Genomic DNA, 15,919 nt, shown 5'->3' with positions numbered 1-15,919 from the left:
GGCCCCGGAAGGCGTACGAACGTCCACCCCGCGGCTAGCCGGGCCCGCGCGCCCGGAACACCAGGATCAGGTTGTTCGCCGGCATCGGGACGCACTCCGCCAAGGAGAGCCCGCGCGTCCCCGCCTCCGCCGCGACCGCGGCCACGTCCCGCAGCCCCCAGGCGGGATCGCGCCCGCGCAGGTCGGCGTCGAAAGCGGCGTTGCTCGGGGCGGTGTGGGCGCCGTCGATCGTGAAGGGACCGTAGAGCACGAGGAGCCCTCCCGTCGGCAGCAGGCGGTCGGCGCCCCGCATCAGGCCCTCCGTCGCCGCGAAGGGCGCGATGTGGATCATGTTGATTGCGACGATCGCGTCGGCTCGCGGCAGCGGCCATCCGGCGTCGCGCGCGTCGAGGGCGAGGGGCGGGAGCAGGTTCGGGAGGCCGGCCGCGCGGGCATGGGCCGCGATGCTGCGAAGGCAGGCGGGCTCCGGGTCGCTCGGCTGCCAGGACAGGCCCGGCAGGGCGGCGGCCACGTGCACCGCGTGCTCGCCTGATCCGCTCGCGACCTCCAGGACGAGCCCGGCCGGGGGCAGGACCCGGCGCAGGACGGCCAGGATCGGCTCCCGGTTGCGGGCGACCGCCGGGGCGGTCAGGGCGTCGCCGGAGAGGTCCCAGCCCAGCATCGTGCCCTCATCCCCACAGGGCCGGTTCGGGCGGATGCACGATGCTGCCCTCGTAGCGCAGGCCCGGCTCCCGGTCGCGGGCGAGCAGCAGCGGCCCGTCGAGATCGACGAAGGCGGCGAGGCCCGACAGCAGCATCGCCGGCGCCATGGCGAGCGAGGTGCCCACCATGCAGCCCACCATGATCGTGAGTTCGCGGGCGCGCGCGGCCTCGGCCAGGGACAGCGCCTCCGTGAGGCCGCCGGCCTTGTCGAGCTTGATGTTGATGGCGTCGTAGCGGCCGACCAGCGCGTCGAGGCCTCCGCCGGGATGCAGGCTCTCGTCGGCGCAGAGCGGGATCGCGCGCGCGATGCCGTCGAGGGCGGCATCATCGGCGGCCGGGAGCGGCTGCTCGATCAGCTCGACCCCCGCGGCCGCGCAGGCGGCGAGGTTCTCCGCGAGGGTCTCGGGCCGCCACGCCTCGTTGGCATCGACGATCAGGCGAGCGGCGGGCGCGCCGCGGCGGACCGCCGCGATCCGGGCCGGATCGCCCTCGCCGCCGAGCTTCACCTTCAGGAGCGGCCGGGTGGCCGCCGCGCGGGCCGACGCCTCCATCGCCTCCGGCGTGCCGAGGCTGAGCGTGTAGGCGGTCGTCGCCGGGCCCGGGGCGATGCCGGCGATCGCGTAGGCCGAGCGGCCCGTCCGCTTGGCCTCGAAATCCCACAGGGCGCAGTCGAGGGCGTTCCGGGCGGCGCCGGGCGGCATCCGCGCGAGGAGGTCCGCGCGGGTGACGCCGCCGGCCACCGCCTCGGCCTGCGCCGCGACGAGGGTCCGGACGCCCTCGACGGTCTCGCCGTAGCGGGGATAGGGCACGGCCTCGCCCCGGCCAGTGGCCGTGCCGTCGCTCACCCGCGCCACCACGACCACCGCCTCGGTGCGGCTGCCGCGGGAGATCGTGAAGCTCCCGGCGATGGGCCAGGTCTCGACCTCCACGTCGAGGCGGATCACGCGCCGACTCCCGCCGGGTAGAGGGCGGCGAGACGATCCACGATCCCGGCGACGCCGAAGCGCACCGGATCCGTCGCCGGCAGGTCATGCTCGGCGGCAAGCCGCTCCAGCAAGGCGCGGGCCTCCGCCTCTTCCAGTTCCTGCGTGTTCACCGCGATGCCGGCCGGGCGGATCTCGGGATTGGTGAGGCTGCCGCAGCGGATCGTCAGGTCGATCACCGCCTGGATCGAGGGCAGGGGATGCTGCACCCCGCGCATGCGGGTGCGGGTCGGCTCGTGGCAGATCACGAAGGCGTCCGGCTGGGCGCCGTGGAGGAGGCCGAGGCTCACGCCCGCGAAGGAGGGATGGAACAGGGAGCCCTGGCCCTCGATCAGGTCCCAGTGCTCCGGCGCAGCGGCCGGCGAGATCCACTCGACGGCGCCCGAGATGAAATCCGCCACCACCGCGTCGATGGCGACGCCGCGGCCGGAGATGAACACGCCGGTCTGGCCGGTCGCCTTGAAATCGGCGTCGAAGCCGCGCTCGCGCATGCCCTTCTCGAGGGCGAGCACGGTGTACTTCTTGCCGACCGAGCAGTCGGTGCCGACGGTGAGGAGCCGTCGGCCCGGCCGCTTCGTGCCCTTGCCGGTCTCGAAGGGCTGATCCGAGTGGCGCACGTCGTGGAGCTGATGGCCGTGCCGGGCGGCGGCCTCGGCGACGGCGGGGATCGAGCCCAGGCGCGTGTGCAGGCCGCTCGCGACGTCGAGCCCGGCCTCCAGCGCTGCCACGATCGAGGCGACCCAGTGGTCCGGCAGCTTGCCGCCCGCATTCACCACGCCGACGACGAGCGTGCGCGCGCCCCGGGCGACCGCCTCGGCGATCGGCAGGTCGGGAATGCCGAGATCGGCGGCGCAGCCGGGCAGGCGGAGCTGTCCGACGCACCAGTCCGGCCGCCAGTCGGCGATGCCGTAGGCGGTCTTGGCGGCGAGGCGATCGGGCACGTCGCCGAGGAACATCAGGTAGGGCGTCGCGATCTGCATACGGTCCGGTCCGGCGCGAGGGCGATCAGGGCGGGCAAGCGGCGTGCCGCGGGGGCAGCCCCTTCTTCTCGCGCCTGGGCGGGCGTTGCGCAACCGGCGCGGCGGCGGGCCGGACGCCGGAGACCCTTGACGCACCGCTCCGCGTGGCGGACGTAGGGGCCCGCCCAAAAGGAGAAAGTGAATGGCCCTGAAACGCTTGCTGACCCTGCTCGTCGCCAGCTGCGCCGCGCTTCCGGCCTCAGCGGAAGACCTGTCCGGCACCCTGAAGAAGATCAAGGAGACCGGCGCGATCACGATCGGCTACCGCGATTCCTCGGTTCCGTTCTCCTATCTCGACGGCAATCAGAAGCCGGTCGGCTACGCCATGGACATCTGCCTGAAAGCGGTGGAGTCGGTGAAGGTCAAGCTCGCCATGCCGAACCTGGAGGTCAGGCTGAACCCCGTGACTTCGGCGACGCGCATCCCGCTGATCGCCAACGGCACCGTCGACCTCGAATGCGGCTCGACCACCAATAACGTCGACCGCCAGAAGCAGGTCGCCTTCACCAACACCCACTTCCTGACCGCCACCCGCTTCGTCGCGAAGAAGGCCAGCAACGTCAGCAAGTTCGATGATCTGAAGGGCAAGACGGTGGTGTCGACCTCCGGCACGACCAATATCCGGCAAATCAACGAGTACAACGCGGCCAACAAGCTCGGGATCACGATTCTCCCCGCCAAGGACCACGCCGAGGCGTTCCTGATGGTGGAGACCGGCCGGGCGGTGGCCTTCGTGATGGACGACGTGCTGCTCGCCTCGCTCGCGGCCTCCTCGAAGGAGCCGGACGCCTACATGATCTCGGCGGACGCGATCTCGAAGCCCGAGCCCTACGGGATCATGCTGCGCAAGGACGACGCGCCCTTCAAGAAGGTGATCGACGACGCCACGGCCGCGTTCTACCAGAGCCCGGACGGCAAGGCGACCTACGACAAGTGGTTCACCAAGCCGATCCCGCCGCGCAACATCAACCTCAACCTGCCAATGGATGCCGCCCTGCAGAAGGCATTCGCGCATCCGAGCGACAGTCCCGACCCGGCGATGTACTGAGTTCGCTGGCGCGGCGGGGGCTGGCGCGACGCGATGAACCCTCCCCCTTGGCGGGGGAGGGTGAGGGCGCGTCGACGGTCGCAAGCTGTGGGAGGCGGATTTCGGACGATCCCCCGGCGCTTCGAGATGACTTATGATCGCGCCGGGACGCGGCGCACCAGACGACGGCCGGGCCGGCGGGACAGGGCATGAACTACAATTGGAACTGGAGCATCTTCTTCGAGCCCTCGCCCGAGGGCACGGGGACCTACGCCGACATGCTGCTGTCGGGCCTCGTGTGGACGATCGTCACGGCGCTCTGCGCCTGGGTCATCGCCTTCGCGGTCGGCTCGGTGATCGGGGTCCTGCGGACGCTGCCGAGCCGCCTCGCCCAGGCGATCGGCAACGGCTACGTCGAGATCTTCCGCAATATTCCGCTCCTCGTGCAGATGTTCCTCTGGTACTTCGTGCTGCCGGAGGTGCTGCCGGTGAGCTGGGGCACCTGGCTCAAGCAACTGCCCGACGCCCCCTTCTACACCGCGGTGGTGTGCCTGGGCTTCTTCACCGCCTCGCGCGTGGCCGAGCAGGTGCGGGCCGGGATCCAGGCGCTGCCGCGGGGCCAGCGCATGGCCGGCACGGCGCTCGGGCTCACCACCGCCCAGACCTACCGCTACGTGCTGCTGCCCAACGCCTACCGCATCATCCTGCCGCCGCTGACCTCCGAGTTCTTGAACAACCTCAAGAACACGTCGGTGGCGTTGACCATCGGGCTCCTCGAACTCACCGCCCGCGCCCGCTCGATGCAGGAATTCTCCTTCCAGGTGTTCGAGGCCTTCACGGCGGCCACGATCCTCTACATCGTGATCAACCTCGTCGTGGTGACCGCGGCGGGGTTCCTGGAGCGCAAGGTCGCCATCCCGGGGGCGCGCTGATGCCGGTTTCCCTCTCCTTGCCCCGCGGGTGAGCGTCCATGCTCTCGAACTTCGATTTCAGCGTCGTCCTGGACGCGCTGCCCTACCTGTTCCTCACGGGGATGACCTTCACGCTGACGCTGACCGCGCTCGCGGCGGTCGGCGGCGTGGTGCTCGGCACGCTGATCGCCATGATGCGGCTCTCCGGCCTGCCGGTGCTGCCGACGGTCGCCAAGGTCTACGTCAATTTCATGCGGTCGCTGCCGCTGGTGCTGGTGATCTTCTGGTTCTACTTCCTGGTGCCGTATCTCGGGCAGTGGCTGATCGGGGCGGACCGGCCGATCCAGGTCGGCGCCTTCGCGTCGAGCCTCGTGACCTTCACGCTGTTCGAGGCCGCCTACTTCTCCGAGATCATGCGGGCGGGCATCCAGTCGATCCCCAAGGGGCAGACCGCCGCCGCCTCGGCGCTGGGCCTCACCTACTGGCAGAGCATGGCCAACGTCGTGCTGCCCCAGGCCTTCCGCAACATGCTGCCGGTGCTGCTCACGCAGACGATCGTCCTGTTCCAGGACACGTCGCTCGTCTACGTGCTGTCGATCACCGACTTCCTCGGCGCCGCCTCCAAGGTCGCGCAGCGCGACGGGCGGCTCGTGGAGATGTACCTGTTCGCGGCCGTGGTCTACTTCGCGGTCTGCTTCCTCGCCTCGCTGCTGGTGCGCCGCCTTCAGCGCCGCATCGCCATCATCCGCTGATCCGAACGAGAGCCCGCATGTCCTCGGCCCCCCTGATCGAGACGCCGCCCGTCACAGCCTCCACGGGCCCGATGATCGAGATCGATCACGTCAGCAAGTGGTACGGCGACTTCCAGGTCCTGACGGACTGCACCACCGCGATCCGCAAGGGCGAGGTGGTGGTGGTCTGCGGTCCCTCGGGCTCGGGCAAGTCGACGCTCATCAAGTGCGTCAACGCGCTCGAACCCTTCCAGAAGGGACAGGTCACCGTCGACGGCACCCGCATCGCCGACAAGAAGACCAACCTGCCGAAGCTGCGCTCGCGCGTCGGCATGGTGTTCCAACACTTCGAGCTGTTTCCGCACCTGTCGATCACCGACAACCTCACGCTCGCCCAGCGCAAGGTGCTGGGGCGCGGGCGCGAGGAGGCCGCGGCGAAGGGTCTGGCGCTGCTCGATCGGGTCGGGCTGAAGGCTCACGCGGCCAAGTTCCCGGGCCAGCTCTCGGGCGGGCAGCAGCAGCGCGTGGCCATCGCTCGCGCGCTCGCCATGAACCCGATCGTGATGCTGTTCGACGAGCCGACCTCGGCCCTCGACCCCGAGATGGTCGGCGAGGTGCTCGACGTGATGGTCGAACTCGCGCGCGAGGGCATGACCATGATGGTGGTCACCCACGAGATGGGATTCGCGCGCAAGGTGGCGAACCGCGTGATCTTCATGGATCGCGGCGAGATCGTCGAGGACGCGGACAAGGAGGCGTTCTTCGGCTCGCCCCGCAGCGAGCGGGCGCAGACCTTCCTGTCCAAGATCCTGTCGCACTGAGGGCGGGTGCCTCGGCGCCGAGGGCGACTCTGCCTTCGCGGCCGCCCGCTGGCGGTCGGGCGACGGGCGCGAAGAGCCGGGCGCTTGGATCGGAGGTCCAACCGGCCGCAGGGACGATCGCTGCCGGTGCGCCGGCGCGCGATCGACCTCTCGGTCGCACGGCAGCGGGCGTCGTCCCGGTGCGGCAGAGGCGCGATCCGACCCGGCTTGTACAGGGATAGAGTATAGCTCCCGCCTGTTGCGGTGAAGACACAGACAGTTGCCGCTGCATCAAGTCTGCTCAAAACCTAAGCAGATGCTCGAAAATTGCCTTTGCGCCAACCGCCGTTGGGTGAGAGCTTGGCCGCAGACCCATCGACTTGCGGATTTCAGAGACGTGGCGACCCGTATCACCTCACTCGGCTTGGCCGCCTTCGCCGCGCTGACCGGCACCGCCGCCGCGGCGGACCTCGCGGTCAAGCCGGCGCCCGTGCCGGCCGTGGCAGAGCCCTGCAAGGCCACGCTGTCCTTCCCGGCCTATAACGGCCCGATCAAGCAGAATCCGAGCCCGACCTGCTTCACGATCGACGGCTTCGGGGACATCTACGTCGGCGGCGCGCTGACCGGCTACGCCTACACGCAGTCGAACCAGTTCAACCGCGACCTCGCGCTGCCGCTCGGGATCTTCCCCGATCGCGACCGCGCGGCGCGGGTCGATTTCTCGAACCTGATGGCCTGGGTGCAGAAGGCCGACGGCCCGTTCCAGTTCACGATCGCGGCCGGGCTCTACGCGATCCCGACCCTCGGCACCCAGAACTACAGCGCCTTCAACCAGACGGACCTGCTGTTCAGCCCGCTGCCGGTCGCCTTCGGCAAGTGGCAGATCAACGACGCGTGGTCCATCCAGGGCGGCCGGATGCCGACCCTGATCGGCAGCGAGGCGCCCTTCACCTTCCAGAACCTGAACATCTCGCGCGGCCTGTTGTTCTTCCAAGAGAACATCATCAATCAGGGCGTGCAGGTGAACTGGTCCGAGGGCCCGTGGTCCGTGTCGGTGGCGGGTACGGACGGGTTCTACTCGGGTGAGATCAGCTGGTTCAGCGGCTCGGTCGCCTACAAGATCAACGACGCGAACACGATCGGCGTCAACGGCGGCTTCAACGTCGACCGGACGAACCTGATCAATCGTAGCCCGCGTTACCTGTTCGCGACGCCCAACCCGCAGCAAAACAGCGGCATCTTCAACATCAACTACACCTATTCGGACGGTCCCTGGATTATCACGCCGTACTTCCAGTTCACCAACGTGGATCGGGACGTGCGGAACGGCATCCTGGAGAGCGCCTCGACCTATGGTGGCGCGCTTCTGGCGAGCTACGCCTTCAACGACAACTTCGCGCTGGCGGGCCGCGTCGAGTACGAGACCCAGACCGGCAACCGGGTGAACGGCTTCACCAGCCTGCTCTACGGTCCCGGCAGTTCCGCCCTGTCCGTCACGGTGACGCCGACCTTCACCTTCGGCCGCTACTTCCTGCGCGGCGAGTACGCCCACGTGCAGCTCTACGACATCGCGGCGGGCCTGGGCTTCGGCAAGGCCGGCACCCGCACCTCGCAGGACCGCTACCTGATCGAGACCGGCTTCACCTTCTGAAGACCGCGCCCGCCGGCCCAGGGCCGGCGCCGCACCGCGAGACCCCGCCCGGACTGGTCCCCGGGCGGGGTTTTCGCGTTCGGGTCCCACCCCGCATCGCGGAGAGACCTTGCCGGATGGCCCCGCATCGGCCAGTTCACGGGCAAGGAACGACGCCCGCCGCCGGATCGAGCGGGCGCGCGACCGGGGAGGACGCAATGAGCGAGATCGCAGTGATCGGGGCCGGCCTGATGGGGCACGGCATCGCCCTTGTGCTGGCCCTCGGGGGGCACCGGGTTCGGCTGACCGACAGCCGGGCGCAGACCCTGGAGCGGGTGCCGGGGCTGATCGCATCCGCGCTCGACACACTGCGTGAGGCCGGGGCGGTCGCGCCCGCCTGGACGCCGGAGCGGATCGCGCAGGTGATCCGCCTCGAACCCGATCTCGCGGCGACGGTCGACGGGGCGAGCCTCGTCATCGAGGCGATCACCGAGCACCCGGAGGCCAAGCGCGCGCTGTTCTCCGAACTCGACCGGCTCTGCGCCCCGGAGACCCGGATCGCCAGCAACACCAGCTACCTCGACGTCTTCCCGCTGATCCCGGAGAACCGGCAGAAGCACGCCCTGGTGATGCACTGGTACACCCCGCCCTACATCGTCGACCTGGTCGACGTGGTGCCGGGGCCTCGGACCGAGCCGGCGGTGATCGAGGAGGCGCGCCAACTCGTCCTCGGCCTCGGCCAAGTGCCGATCGTGCTCAAGCGCTTCATCCCGGGCTACGTCGCCAACCGCATCCAGTCGGCGATCTCGGCGGAGGTCTACCACCTCCTCGACGAGGGCGTGGCCTCGGCCCGCGAGATCGACGATGCCATCATCCACGGCCTGGCGCTGCGCATCCCGATCCTCGGGCACCTCGCCAAGGCGGACTTCACCGGCATCGAGCTGCTGCGCCACGCGCTGGCCAATGCGAGCTACTCTCCGCCGCCGCCGCGCACCTCCTCGAAGGCGATCGACGATCTGGTGGCGGAGGGACGCACCGGCGTGATGGCGGGGCGCGGCTTCTTCGACTGGGGCGACCGCGACCCGGCGGAGCTGTTCCGCGACCGCGATCGGCGCCTCCTCGCCCTCAAGCGGGCCATGAAGGAGGTCGGTCGCATGGAGGGCGCCTGAGCCGTGTCGACGGGGCGGCCAGCGGCGCTATAACGGGGCGGTCCCCTCGCTCCGCCACGGCAGCCGGCCCTCCATGTTCGACTTTCCCGTCCTCATCGGCGACATCGGCGGCACCAACGCGCGGTTCGCCGTCGTGACGCAGCCCGGCGCCGACCCGGTCCCGCTCGCCCACGCGGCGACCGCCTCCTTTCCGGATCCGAGCGCGGCGATCCGGCACGCCCTGGCGGGCTACGAGGCCCCGGCCCCGCGCTCGGCGATCCTGGCGATCGCCGGCCGGGTCGACGGGCCGGAGGTGCGGCTCACCAATGCCGATTGGGTGATCGCCGGGGCCGGGATCGGGCGCGATTTCGGGCTCGCCACCTGCGCGGTGGTCAACGACTACGTGCCGGTGGCGGCGGGGGCCGCGGCCCTCGATCCCGCGGGCAGCGATCGGACGAATCTCTCGCCGATCGGTCCGCTGCTCCCGCCCGGGCGCGGCAGCCGGCTGGTCCTCGGCCCCGGCACGGGGTTCGGGGCCGCGGCGCTGGTCCCCTTCGGCAAGCAGCTGGCGATCGTGTCGACGGAGGTGGGCCACACGGATTTCGGCCCGAGCGACGCGGAGGAGGCGGCGTTGTGGCCGGCGCTGGAGCGGATCGAGGGCCGGATCACCGTGGAGGCGCTGCTCTCCGGTCCCGGCCTGGTGCGGCTCCACGCGGGCGTGAGCGGCGGCGGCGGCCTGTCGCCGGAGGAGATCACCGCGCGGGGCCTCTCGGGTGAGGATCCCGCCGCCGCCCGCACCCTGGCGCTGTTCGCCAAGCTCCTCGGGCGGCTCTGCGGCGACCTCGCGCTCACCTTCCTGGCGACGGGCGGCGTCTACATCGGCGGGGGAATCGCGCCGCGCGTCCTGCGCGTGCTGCAGGAGGGCGAGTTCCGGCGGGCCTTCACCCACAAGCCGCCCTTCGCGGCGATGATGGAGGCGATCCCGACCTGCGTGCTCACGATCGCGGATCCGGCCTTCACGGGGCTCGCTGCCCTGGCGTCGCAACCGGACCTCTTCGCCTATGACGGGCAGGTCTGGCGCGCTCAGTAGCCTGTCCAAAGCCCCGGCGTCGCGAGTTCGACGAGGTGGCCGTCGGGGTCGCGAAAGTAGAGGCTGGTGCCGCCCCGCGGCCAGCGGGTCCGTCCCTCGATGATCACGGAAGCGGCCGCGAGGTGCGCCTCCCAGGGGCCGAGCGCGTCCGCCGGGATCGCGAGGGCGACGTGGAGCGGACCTTGCCCGTCGTGGGGCGGGATCGTGCCGCCCGGGGTCTCGATCGGCCGCAGCGACCCGCCGCGCGGGAAGAGCAGCAGGACGCCGCGCCCGCCGACGTCGAAGGCACGCATGCGGTGATCGGCGTGGAGGCAGGGCAGGCCCATCACCTCGGCCCAGAAGGCGGCGGCGCGCTCCAGGTCGTCGACGTACAGGACCGTCTCGAGCACGCCCGCGATCGGCGGCATCGCTCCCTCCAGAACGGTGCCGGAGGAACGGCGTTCCTCCGGCGTGGGTCGCGGCTCAGGCCGCGGCCGGGTTGACGGCCTCCTCGGCGAGTTCGGACAGCACCTCGTCCGTGTTCTCCTCCTCGACGAGGGTCTCCTTCAGCAGGCCCTCGGCCTCGCCGAGCCCGAGCTGGCGGGCCCAGGCGACAAGGGTGCCGTAGCGCGTGATCTCGTAGTGCTCGACCGCCTGGGCGGCCGCGATGATCCCGGCATCGGCCGCCTCGCTGCCGCCGAACTCACCCATGACCTCCTCGCCCTCGGCGATGATCCCCTGAATCGCCTGGCAGGTCACGCCCTCGGGCTTCTCGCCCAGGCTGCGGAAGACCTGATCGAGCCGCTTCACCTGCTCGCGGGTCTCCTGCAGGTGGACGCCGAGCGCGCCGCGCAGATCATCGGCCTTCGCCGCCTCCGCCATCTTGGGCAGGGCCTTCAGGATCGCGTTCTCCGCGAAGTACGTGTCCTTGAGCTGGTGCAGGAAGAGCGCGCGGAGATCCTTGCCGGCCATTTGGTACTCCCGATCAGTATGAGACACCCCGGCAACTCGGGCCTGCGGCGTTCGTTCCGGCGCGCCGATGTCCCGGAGCGGCTTGACCGCGGCGCGCGGGCCGGGCGCCCTGCCTCGTGTCCCCGCGCCCGAGAGCCGCCATGTCCCGACTGCCCGATTCCGACACGGTCCTCGCCCTGCTGCGGCGGGCGAGCGACAAGGTGCGCCGCTCGACCGCCCGGGCCGAGGCGGCGGAGGGGCGGGAGCGGCGGATCGCCAACGCGGTGCGCGACCTCGTGGCCCGCGTCGAGCGCGCCCTGCGCGCGGCGGCCGACCGCGAATCGGCGGCCCTGCGGGCGGCGAGCGAGGCCGAGGCGCGCCGGGGCGCGGCGGAGGCGCTGCTGGCGAGCGAGCGCGAGCGGGTGCGGCGGCTGGAGATGCGGCTTGCCGAGGCCGAGGCGCGCATCGCGCGGGCGCGCGACGTCCTTGACGGCGAGGTGCCGGGCTCATCGGGAGAAGGCCGGGCCGGGAACGCCGCCGCCCTCCACTAGATCGAACGGGCTCGAGCGGCCCTGCCACGGCTGCGAGCGTCGAAGCGTCCGGGTCCGGCTGTCACGGCGCCGAAAAACGCTCTCCCGAGTGCGCCTGCGGGTTCACACGTCGCCGGATGAAGCGCGAGTTCCCCTCTCCCCGCACGCGGGGAGAGGGCATGCGCACGACCCGAGATGTAAATCCGCAAGCCCGCACGGGAGAGGGGATCCGCGGCGTTCCTGGGGCGTCATCATCAGAGATGAGAGGTCGTTGCCGCAAATCAGATCACTCTTTCGTCCGCAAGGGACGGCGGAGCCGGTGACGCATTGATCGGTCATCCGCTCGACGACGGACGTCCTGTTCCGGAAAGCAATCCTTCAGCCCCGGCATCGGTCCAAAAGAAAAAGCCCGGCCTTTCGGCCGGGCTCTCGGTCCTGATCGGGGACCTTGAAGCCGGAGCTTAGTAGGTGCCGAACTTGTAGTTCAGGCCAGCGCGCACCACCGCGAACTCGGTGTTGCGGCGCTGCAGGCCGTTGACCACGACCACGCCCGGGCTGGCCGTGGTGATCACGGTGCCGGCGTTGTTGACCGCGAAGGCCCCGTTGAGGCCGTTGCCGCGATCGAGGTTCACGTAGAGGCCTTCGACCTTCAGCGTCACCGCGTTCGACTTGAAGAAGTTCAGGAACGAGTCGGTGGGCAGGGCGTACTCGACGCCGCCGCCGGCGGTCCAGCCGGTCTGGAAGTCGTCGCGGTTGGCCAGGCCGAAGTTCGACCCGCCGCCGCCGCCGTAGGCGAAGCCGCCGGTGGCGTACACGAGGGTGCGGTCGAAGGCGTAGCCGAGGCGGCCGCGCACCGTGCCGAAGTAGTCGAGACCCGACAGGCCGTTCGGGTTGAACACCTGCTGGGCGGCCAGGCCCGTGACGGCCGGGTTGTTGGTGACGAGGGTGAAGCGGTTCCGGTCACGGCCGAAATCGGCGTACTGGGCGTCCGCCTCGATGCCGATCACGACGCCCGAGCCGGGCGTGAACTGGTAGTTGTAGCCGACCTGACCGCCGCCGACGAAGCCGTCGGTGTTGTTGTTGCGGTTCGAGAAGCCCAGCACGGCGGTGGTGCCGGGGGGCACGAGCCCGGTCAGGGCGTTCACGCCCACGACGGTCGGGTTGTTGTTGCTGCCCGTGCCGAAACCGTAGCCAGCGTTGAAACCGGCGTAGAAACCGGTCCAGGTGAAGACCGGCACCGGGGTGAAGACCGGCGGCGGGGCCGCGCGGCGCGGCAGATCGGCCGCCATGGCGGAACCGGCGATAACGATGCCCGCGAGGGCGGTCGCGCTCTTGAGAAGCGACTTCATGGTTCTGGTCCTCTCTACGATGCTCCCGGCCCGCGCCGGCCTAGGCCGGTCGGTCCGCGGAAGCAGTGCCTCGACATATCTCGGCAGCCCTGTGAAAGCTGTGTCCTGGCGACAACGCTGGTGAGTTCACCGCGGCCTTATCGGCGATCTCGCCGCCCGGACTCCCTTGGCTCCTTGCGACGATAACGCCCGCGAATGGCCAAGGTTCACCGCGTTCGGAAAAAATTTCGCCGAACGACGTCCGACGCGCGAGGGTGACCCTGCGAATACGGAATAGCGCCTATGGGTTCAGCGCAATCGCCGACACGAGGCGGCCGTAATCGGGCTCGGCGCGATGCGTGGTGCGCCTGTAGCTGTAGAAGCGATCCGCGTCCGCGTAGGTGCAGAGACCCAGATCCGCGATCGTGCCGACGCCCGCGCGCCTCAGCCGCCCGGCGATGTAGCCGGGCAGGTCGAAGAGCGCGTGGTCGGCCCGGTCCGGGCTCGGCGCGAAGAAGCGGGCGTTGTCCGGCGCGGCCGCGAGGAAGCGGTCGCGGAACTCCGGGCCGACCTCGTAATTCGCGCGGCCGATCGTCGGCCCGAGCACGGCGGTGATCCGCCCGCGCGCCGCGCCGAGGCGCTCCATGGCGTCGAGGGTCGATTCGATGATGCCCGTGAGGGCGCCTTTCCAGCCCGCATGGGCGGCGCCGACCACGCGGCTCTCCGCATCCGCGAACAGGATCGGCCCGCAATCCGCCGTGAGGATCCCGAGGCCGAGCCCCGGCACCCGGGTCGCCATGCCGTCGGCCCTCGGGCGCTCCGGGAAGGGAGCCTCCACGATGACGCAATCCGCGGAATGGACCTGGTAGAGACTCACGAGGGACGCGGGCGCTACGCCGAGATGCGCCGTCATCCGCCGCCGGTTCTCGGCGACCCGGGCCGGGTCGTCGCCGGAGCCCAGCCCGCCGTTCAGCGAGGCGTAGAGCCCCTCCGAGACGCCGCCCTGCCGGGTGAAGAAGGCGTGGCGCAGGCCGGGCAGGGCCGCGAGCGCGGGGGCTTCGAGGTGCATGGGGCGCCTCTCAAGACGGGATCGAGCGGGGAAGCGCCGGCAGGTCCGGCAGGCCGGGACCAGAGACGCCCAAAACCTTAAAGAGCCGCCCCATCCCGGTCGGCGCGTCCTCGATCAGGCGCGCCGCGCCGGCGGCCACCGCCTGGGCGCGCTCGGCCGAGGCCCGACCGGCCAGGCGCTCGGCCCGCTGGGCCAGGCCGAGGGAGAGCAGGAAGTCGCGCTGCGGGATCGGACCGTGCACCGTCGCGCCCGCCTCCGCCGCGGCCCGGGCCAGGGCGCCGAAATCGACGGGCACCGTAAGGTCCGTCTCGCCGGGCGCCGCGAGAGGATCGGCCACGCGGTGGCGGGATACCGCCTGCAGCGTGTCGGTCAGGCCGAGCCGGGCCTCCCCGTAATCGATCGCGATGAGCGCGCCGCTATCACGCGCGAGGCGCCGCGCGAGGGTCCGCATCACGGAGAGCGCCGCGGCGGGGACGGTGAGGACCGCGCCCTCGGGCGCCGGAGCGGCGATGTCCGGAACCGGCTCCAGGTCGAGTCCGAAGGCGAGGCCTTCGCCGTTCCGGTCGAGGCCGATCCGGCGCTCGCACCAGCCCCTCCCCGTCCGCTCGAATTGCCGGACCGGCAGCGCGTCGAAGAACTCGTTGGCGAGGATGAGGGCCGGCCCGGCCGGCAGGTCCTCGACCCGGGTGTGCCAGGTGGGCGCGACGCCGAGGGGCGCGAGCCGCTCGCCCTGCGCGGCCCGCAGCACCGGGCTGGTCTCGACGAGGTGGAGATCGATCGCCACGGCGAAGGCCGGCAGCGCCGCCCGGATCGCCCGCAGCGCGTCGGCCATCAGCGTGCCGCGCCCCGGCCCGAGCTCGACGAGGCGGCAGGGGGAGGGGCTGCCCATGCCGTGCCAGCTTTCCGCTGCCCAGAGGCCGAGGAGTTCGCCGAAGATCTGGCTGATCTCAGGAGCGGTGGTGAAATCCCCGGCGGCGCCGAGGGGATCGCGGGTGGTGTAGTAGCCGAGCCGGGGATGGCCGAGGCAGAGCGCCATGTAGCGCTCGACCGAGATCGGGCCGGTCTCGCTGATCAGCGCCCGCAGCTCGGCCAGGAGGGCGTGCCGCCGCGGGGTCTCCGTCACGCCGAATGCGCCTCGGCATCGGCGGGCCGCTCGCTCAGGCGGGCCCGGGGGAGGGTGGCGCCGCGCAGGGACGCGGCGATCACCACGATCCCGACGATCAGCATCGGGATGCACAGCAGCATCCCCATGGTGATGCCGCCGTTGAGGGCCGAGACCTGCGTCCCGAACAGGAAGCCGAGCTGCGGGTCGGGCTCGCGGAAGAACTCGCAGGTGGTGCGCGCCACCGCGTAGCCGATGGTGAAGATCCCGCCCAGCAGGCCCGGGCGGCGGAAGCCGAAGCGGCGCGCCGCCACGGCCATAAGACAGAACAGGATCAGCCCCTCGGCGCCCGCCTCGTAGAGCTGGCTCGGGTGCCGGGGCAGCGGCCCGCCGGTCGGAAACACCACCGCGTAGGGGAAGTCCGGCGCGGGCCGCCCCCAGAGCTCCCCGTTCACGAAGTTCGCGAGGCGGCCGAAGAACAGGCCGATCGGCACGACCACCGCGGCGAGGTCGAGGAGCGCGAAGGGGCTCAAGGCTCGGGCGCGGGCGAACAGGACGAGCGCCAGCACCGCCCCGAGGAAGCCGCCGTGGAAGGACATCCCGCCCCGCCAGATCGCCAGGATCTCGGACGGGTTCGCCAGGTAGGCCCCGAAATTGTAGAACAGCACGTAGCCGATGCGCCCGCCGAGCACGACGCCGAGCGCGACCCAGACGATCAGGTCGTCGATGTCGGCGCCCGAGGGCCGGCGCACCGGCCCCCAGAGCGAGGCGGCGGCGACGAGGCGCTTGGCGTAGAACCAGCCCCCGACGAGCCCGGCGATATAGGCGAGCGCGTACCACTTGATGGCGATCGGGCCGATCGCGACGGCGACCGGGTTGATCGCCGGGAAGGGAATGGCGAGGAGCGGCGGCATCGGGC

General features: G+C 71.0%; 17 protein-coding genes. 8 read left to right on the top strand and 9 right to left on the bottom strand.

Going from position 1 to position 15,919, the window contains the following annotated elements; translation table 11 throughout:
* Positions 1-34: 34 nt before the first annotated feature.
* Genes ACW9J6_RS04750 through dgcN form a run of 3 tightly spaced genes read right to left on the bottom strand, consistent with a single transcriptional unit; the run spans position 35 to position 2,665 of the window.
* Positions 35-661, bottom strand: a complete 627-nt coding sequence (locus ACW9J6_RS04750; protein ID WP_457115291.1) for a DUF938 domain-containing protein — start codon at positions 659-661, stop codon at positions 35-37.
* A 7-nt stretch (positions 662-668) separates the two neighbouring features.
* A complete protein-coding gene (gene dgcA, locus ACW9J6_RS04745; RefSeq protein WP_457115290.1) occupies positions 669-1,646 on the bottom strand; it encodes an N-acetyl-D-Glu racemase DgcA in 978 nt (325 codons plus the stop codon).
* Positions 1,643-2,665, bottom strand: coding sequence for an N-acetyltransferase DgcN (gene dgcN / locus ACW9J6_RS04740; protein WP_457115289.1), 1,023 nt, complete (start codon positions 2,663-2,665; stop codon positions 1,643-1,645). Before dgcN ends, dgcA begins: the two co-directional genes overlap by 4 nt.
* Before the next feature lie 181 nt (positions 2,666-2,846).
* On the opposite strand from dgcN, the gene ACW9J6_RS04735 reads away from it, so the two are divergent.
* The 7 genes from ACW9J6_RS04735 (at position 2,847) to ACW9J6_RS04705 (ending at position 10,041) form a co-directional block, all read left to right on the top strand.
* Positions 2,847-3,752 (top strand): transporter substrate-binding domain-containing protein, encoded by a 906-nt coding sequence (locus ACW9J6_RS04735; protein WP_457115288.1) that lies wholly within the window; start codon positions 2,847-2,849, stop codon positions 3,750-3,752.
* Positions 3,753-3,940: 188 nt separating this feature from the next.
* Complete coding sequence (locus ACW9J6_RS04730; protein ID WP_457115287.1) at positions 3,941-4,663, top strand: amino acid ABC transporter permease; 723 nt, start codon at positions 3,941-3,943, stop codon at positions 4,661-4,663.
* A gap of 38 nt (positions 4,664-4,701) precedes the next feature.
* The gene (locus ACW9J6_RS04725; protein WP_457115286.1) at positions 4,702-5,394 is read left to right on the top strand and encodes an amino acid ABC transporter permease; all 693 of its coding nucleotides are present in this window, start codon (positions 4,702-4,704) and stop codon (positions 5,392-5,394) included.
* A gap of 71 nt (positions 5,395-5,465) precedes the next feature.
* Positions 5,466-6,194 carry an amino acid ABC transporter ATP-binding protein gene (locus tag ACW9J6_RS04720; protein ID WP_457115457.1) on the top strand — a complete coding sequence of 243 codons (729 nt, stop codon included), beginning with the start codon at positions 5,466-5,468 and terminating at the stop codon, positions 6,192-6,194.
* Between the two features lie 376 nt (positions 6,195-6,570).
* Positions 6,571-7,824, top strand: a complete 1,254-nt coding sequence (locus tag ACW9J6_RS04715) for a porin (RefSeq protein ID WP_457115285.1) — start codon at positions 6,571-6,573, stop codon at positions 7,822-7,824.
* 197 nt (positions 7,825-8,021) lie between these two features.
* Positions 8,022-8,972, top strand: coding sequence for a 3-hydroxyacyl-CoA dehydrogenase family protein (locus tag ACW9J6_RS04710; RefSeq protein WP_457115284.1), 951 nt, complete (start codon positions 8,022-8,024; stop codon positions 8,970-8,972).
* A gap of 73 nt (positions 8,973-9,045) precedes the next feature.
* A complete protein-coding gene (locus ACW9J6_RS04705; RefSeq protein ID WP_457115283.1) occupies positions 9,046-10,041 on the top strand; it encodes a glucokinase in 996 nt (331 codons plus the stop codon).
* Here ACW9J6_RS04705 and ACW9J6_RS04700 read toward each other — a convergent pair.
* Positions 10,035-10,448, bottom strand: a complete 414-nt coding sequence (locus tag ACW9J6_RS04700; RefSeq protein WP_457115282.1) for a VOC family protein — start codon at positions 10,446-10,448, stop codon at positions 10,035-10,037. The two genes, ACW9J6_RS04705 and ACW9J6_RS04700, sit on opposite strands and share 7 nt — an antisense overlap.
* A 55-nt stretch (positions 10,449-10,503) precedes the next feature.
* Positions 10,504-10,992: a YciE/YciF ferroxidase family protein gene (locus ACW9J6_RS04695; RefSeq protein WP_457115281.1), complete on the bottom strand. Its 489-nt coding sequence runs from the start codon at positions 10,990-10,992 to the stop codon at positions 10,504-10,506.
* 140 nt (positions 10,993-11,132) lie between these two features.
* Between ACW9J6_RS04695 and ACW9J6_RS04690 the strand changes: the two genes are divergently transcribed.
* Positions 11,133-11,522 carry a hypothetical protein gene (locus ACW9J6_RS04690; protein WP_457115280.1) on the top strand — a complete coding sequence of 130 codons (390 nt, stop codon included), beginning with the start codon at positions 11,133-11,135 and terminating at the stop codon, positions 11,520-11,522.
* A 440-nt stretch (positions 11,523-11,962) separates the two neighbouring features.
* Here ACW9J6_RS04690 and ACW9J6_RS04685 read toward each other — a convergent pair whose 3' ends face one another.
* The 4 genes from ACW9J6_RS04685 to lgt all read right to left on the bottom strand — a co-directional run bounded on the left by ACW9J6_RS04685 (position 11,963) and on the right by lgt (position 15,914).
* Complete coding sequence (locus ACW9J6_RS04685; protein WP_457115279.1) at positions 11,963-12,850, bottom strand: outer membrane protein; 888 nt, start codon at positions 12,848-12,850, stop codon at positions 11,963-11,965.
* A gap of 280 nt (positions 12,851-13,130) precedes the next feature.
* Positions 13,131-13,898, bottom strand: coding sequence for a peptidoglycan editing factor PgeF (gene pgeF, locus ACW9J6_RS04680; protein WP_457115278.1), 768 nt, complete (start codon positions 13,896-13,898; stop codon positions 13,131-13,133).
* A 10-nt stretch (positions 13,899-13,908) separates the two neighbouring features.
* Complete coding sequence (locus tag ACW9J6_RS04675; protein ID WP_457115277.1) at positions 13,909-15,021, bottom strand: class I SAM-dependent methyltransferase; 1,113 nt, start codon at positions 15,019-15,021, stop codon at positions 13,909-13,911.
* Positions 15,018-15,914, bottom strand: coding sequence for a prolipoprotein diacylglyceryl transferase (gene lgt / locus ACW9J6_RS04670; protein ID WP_457115276.1), 897 nt, complete (start codon positions 15,912-15,914; stop codon positions 15,018-15,020). The genes ACW9J6_RS04675 and lgt overlap by 4 nt, the downstream gene beginning before the upstream one ends.
* Between the last annotated feature and the right edge of the window lie 5 nt (positions 15,915-15,919).

This window comes from Methylobacterium sp. JK268 (genome assembly GCF_054052225.1).
The sequence above is the reverse complement of the archived record's forward strand: the minus strand, read 5'-3'. Positions and strand labels throughout refer to the sequence as shown.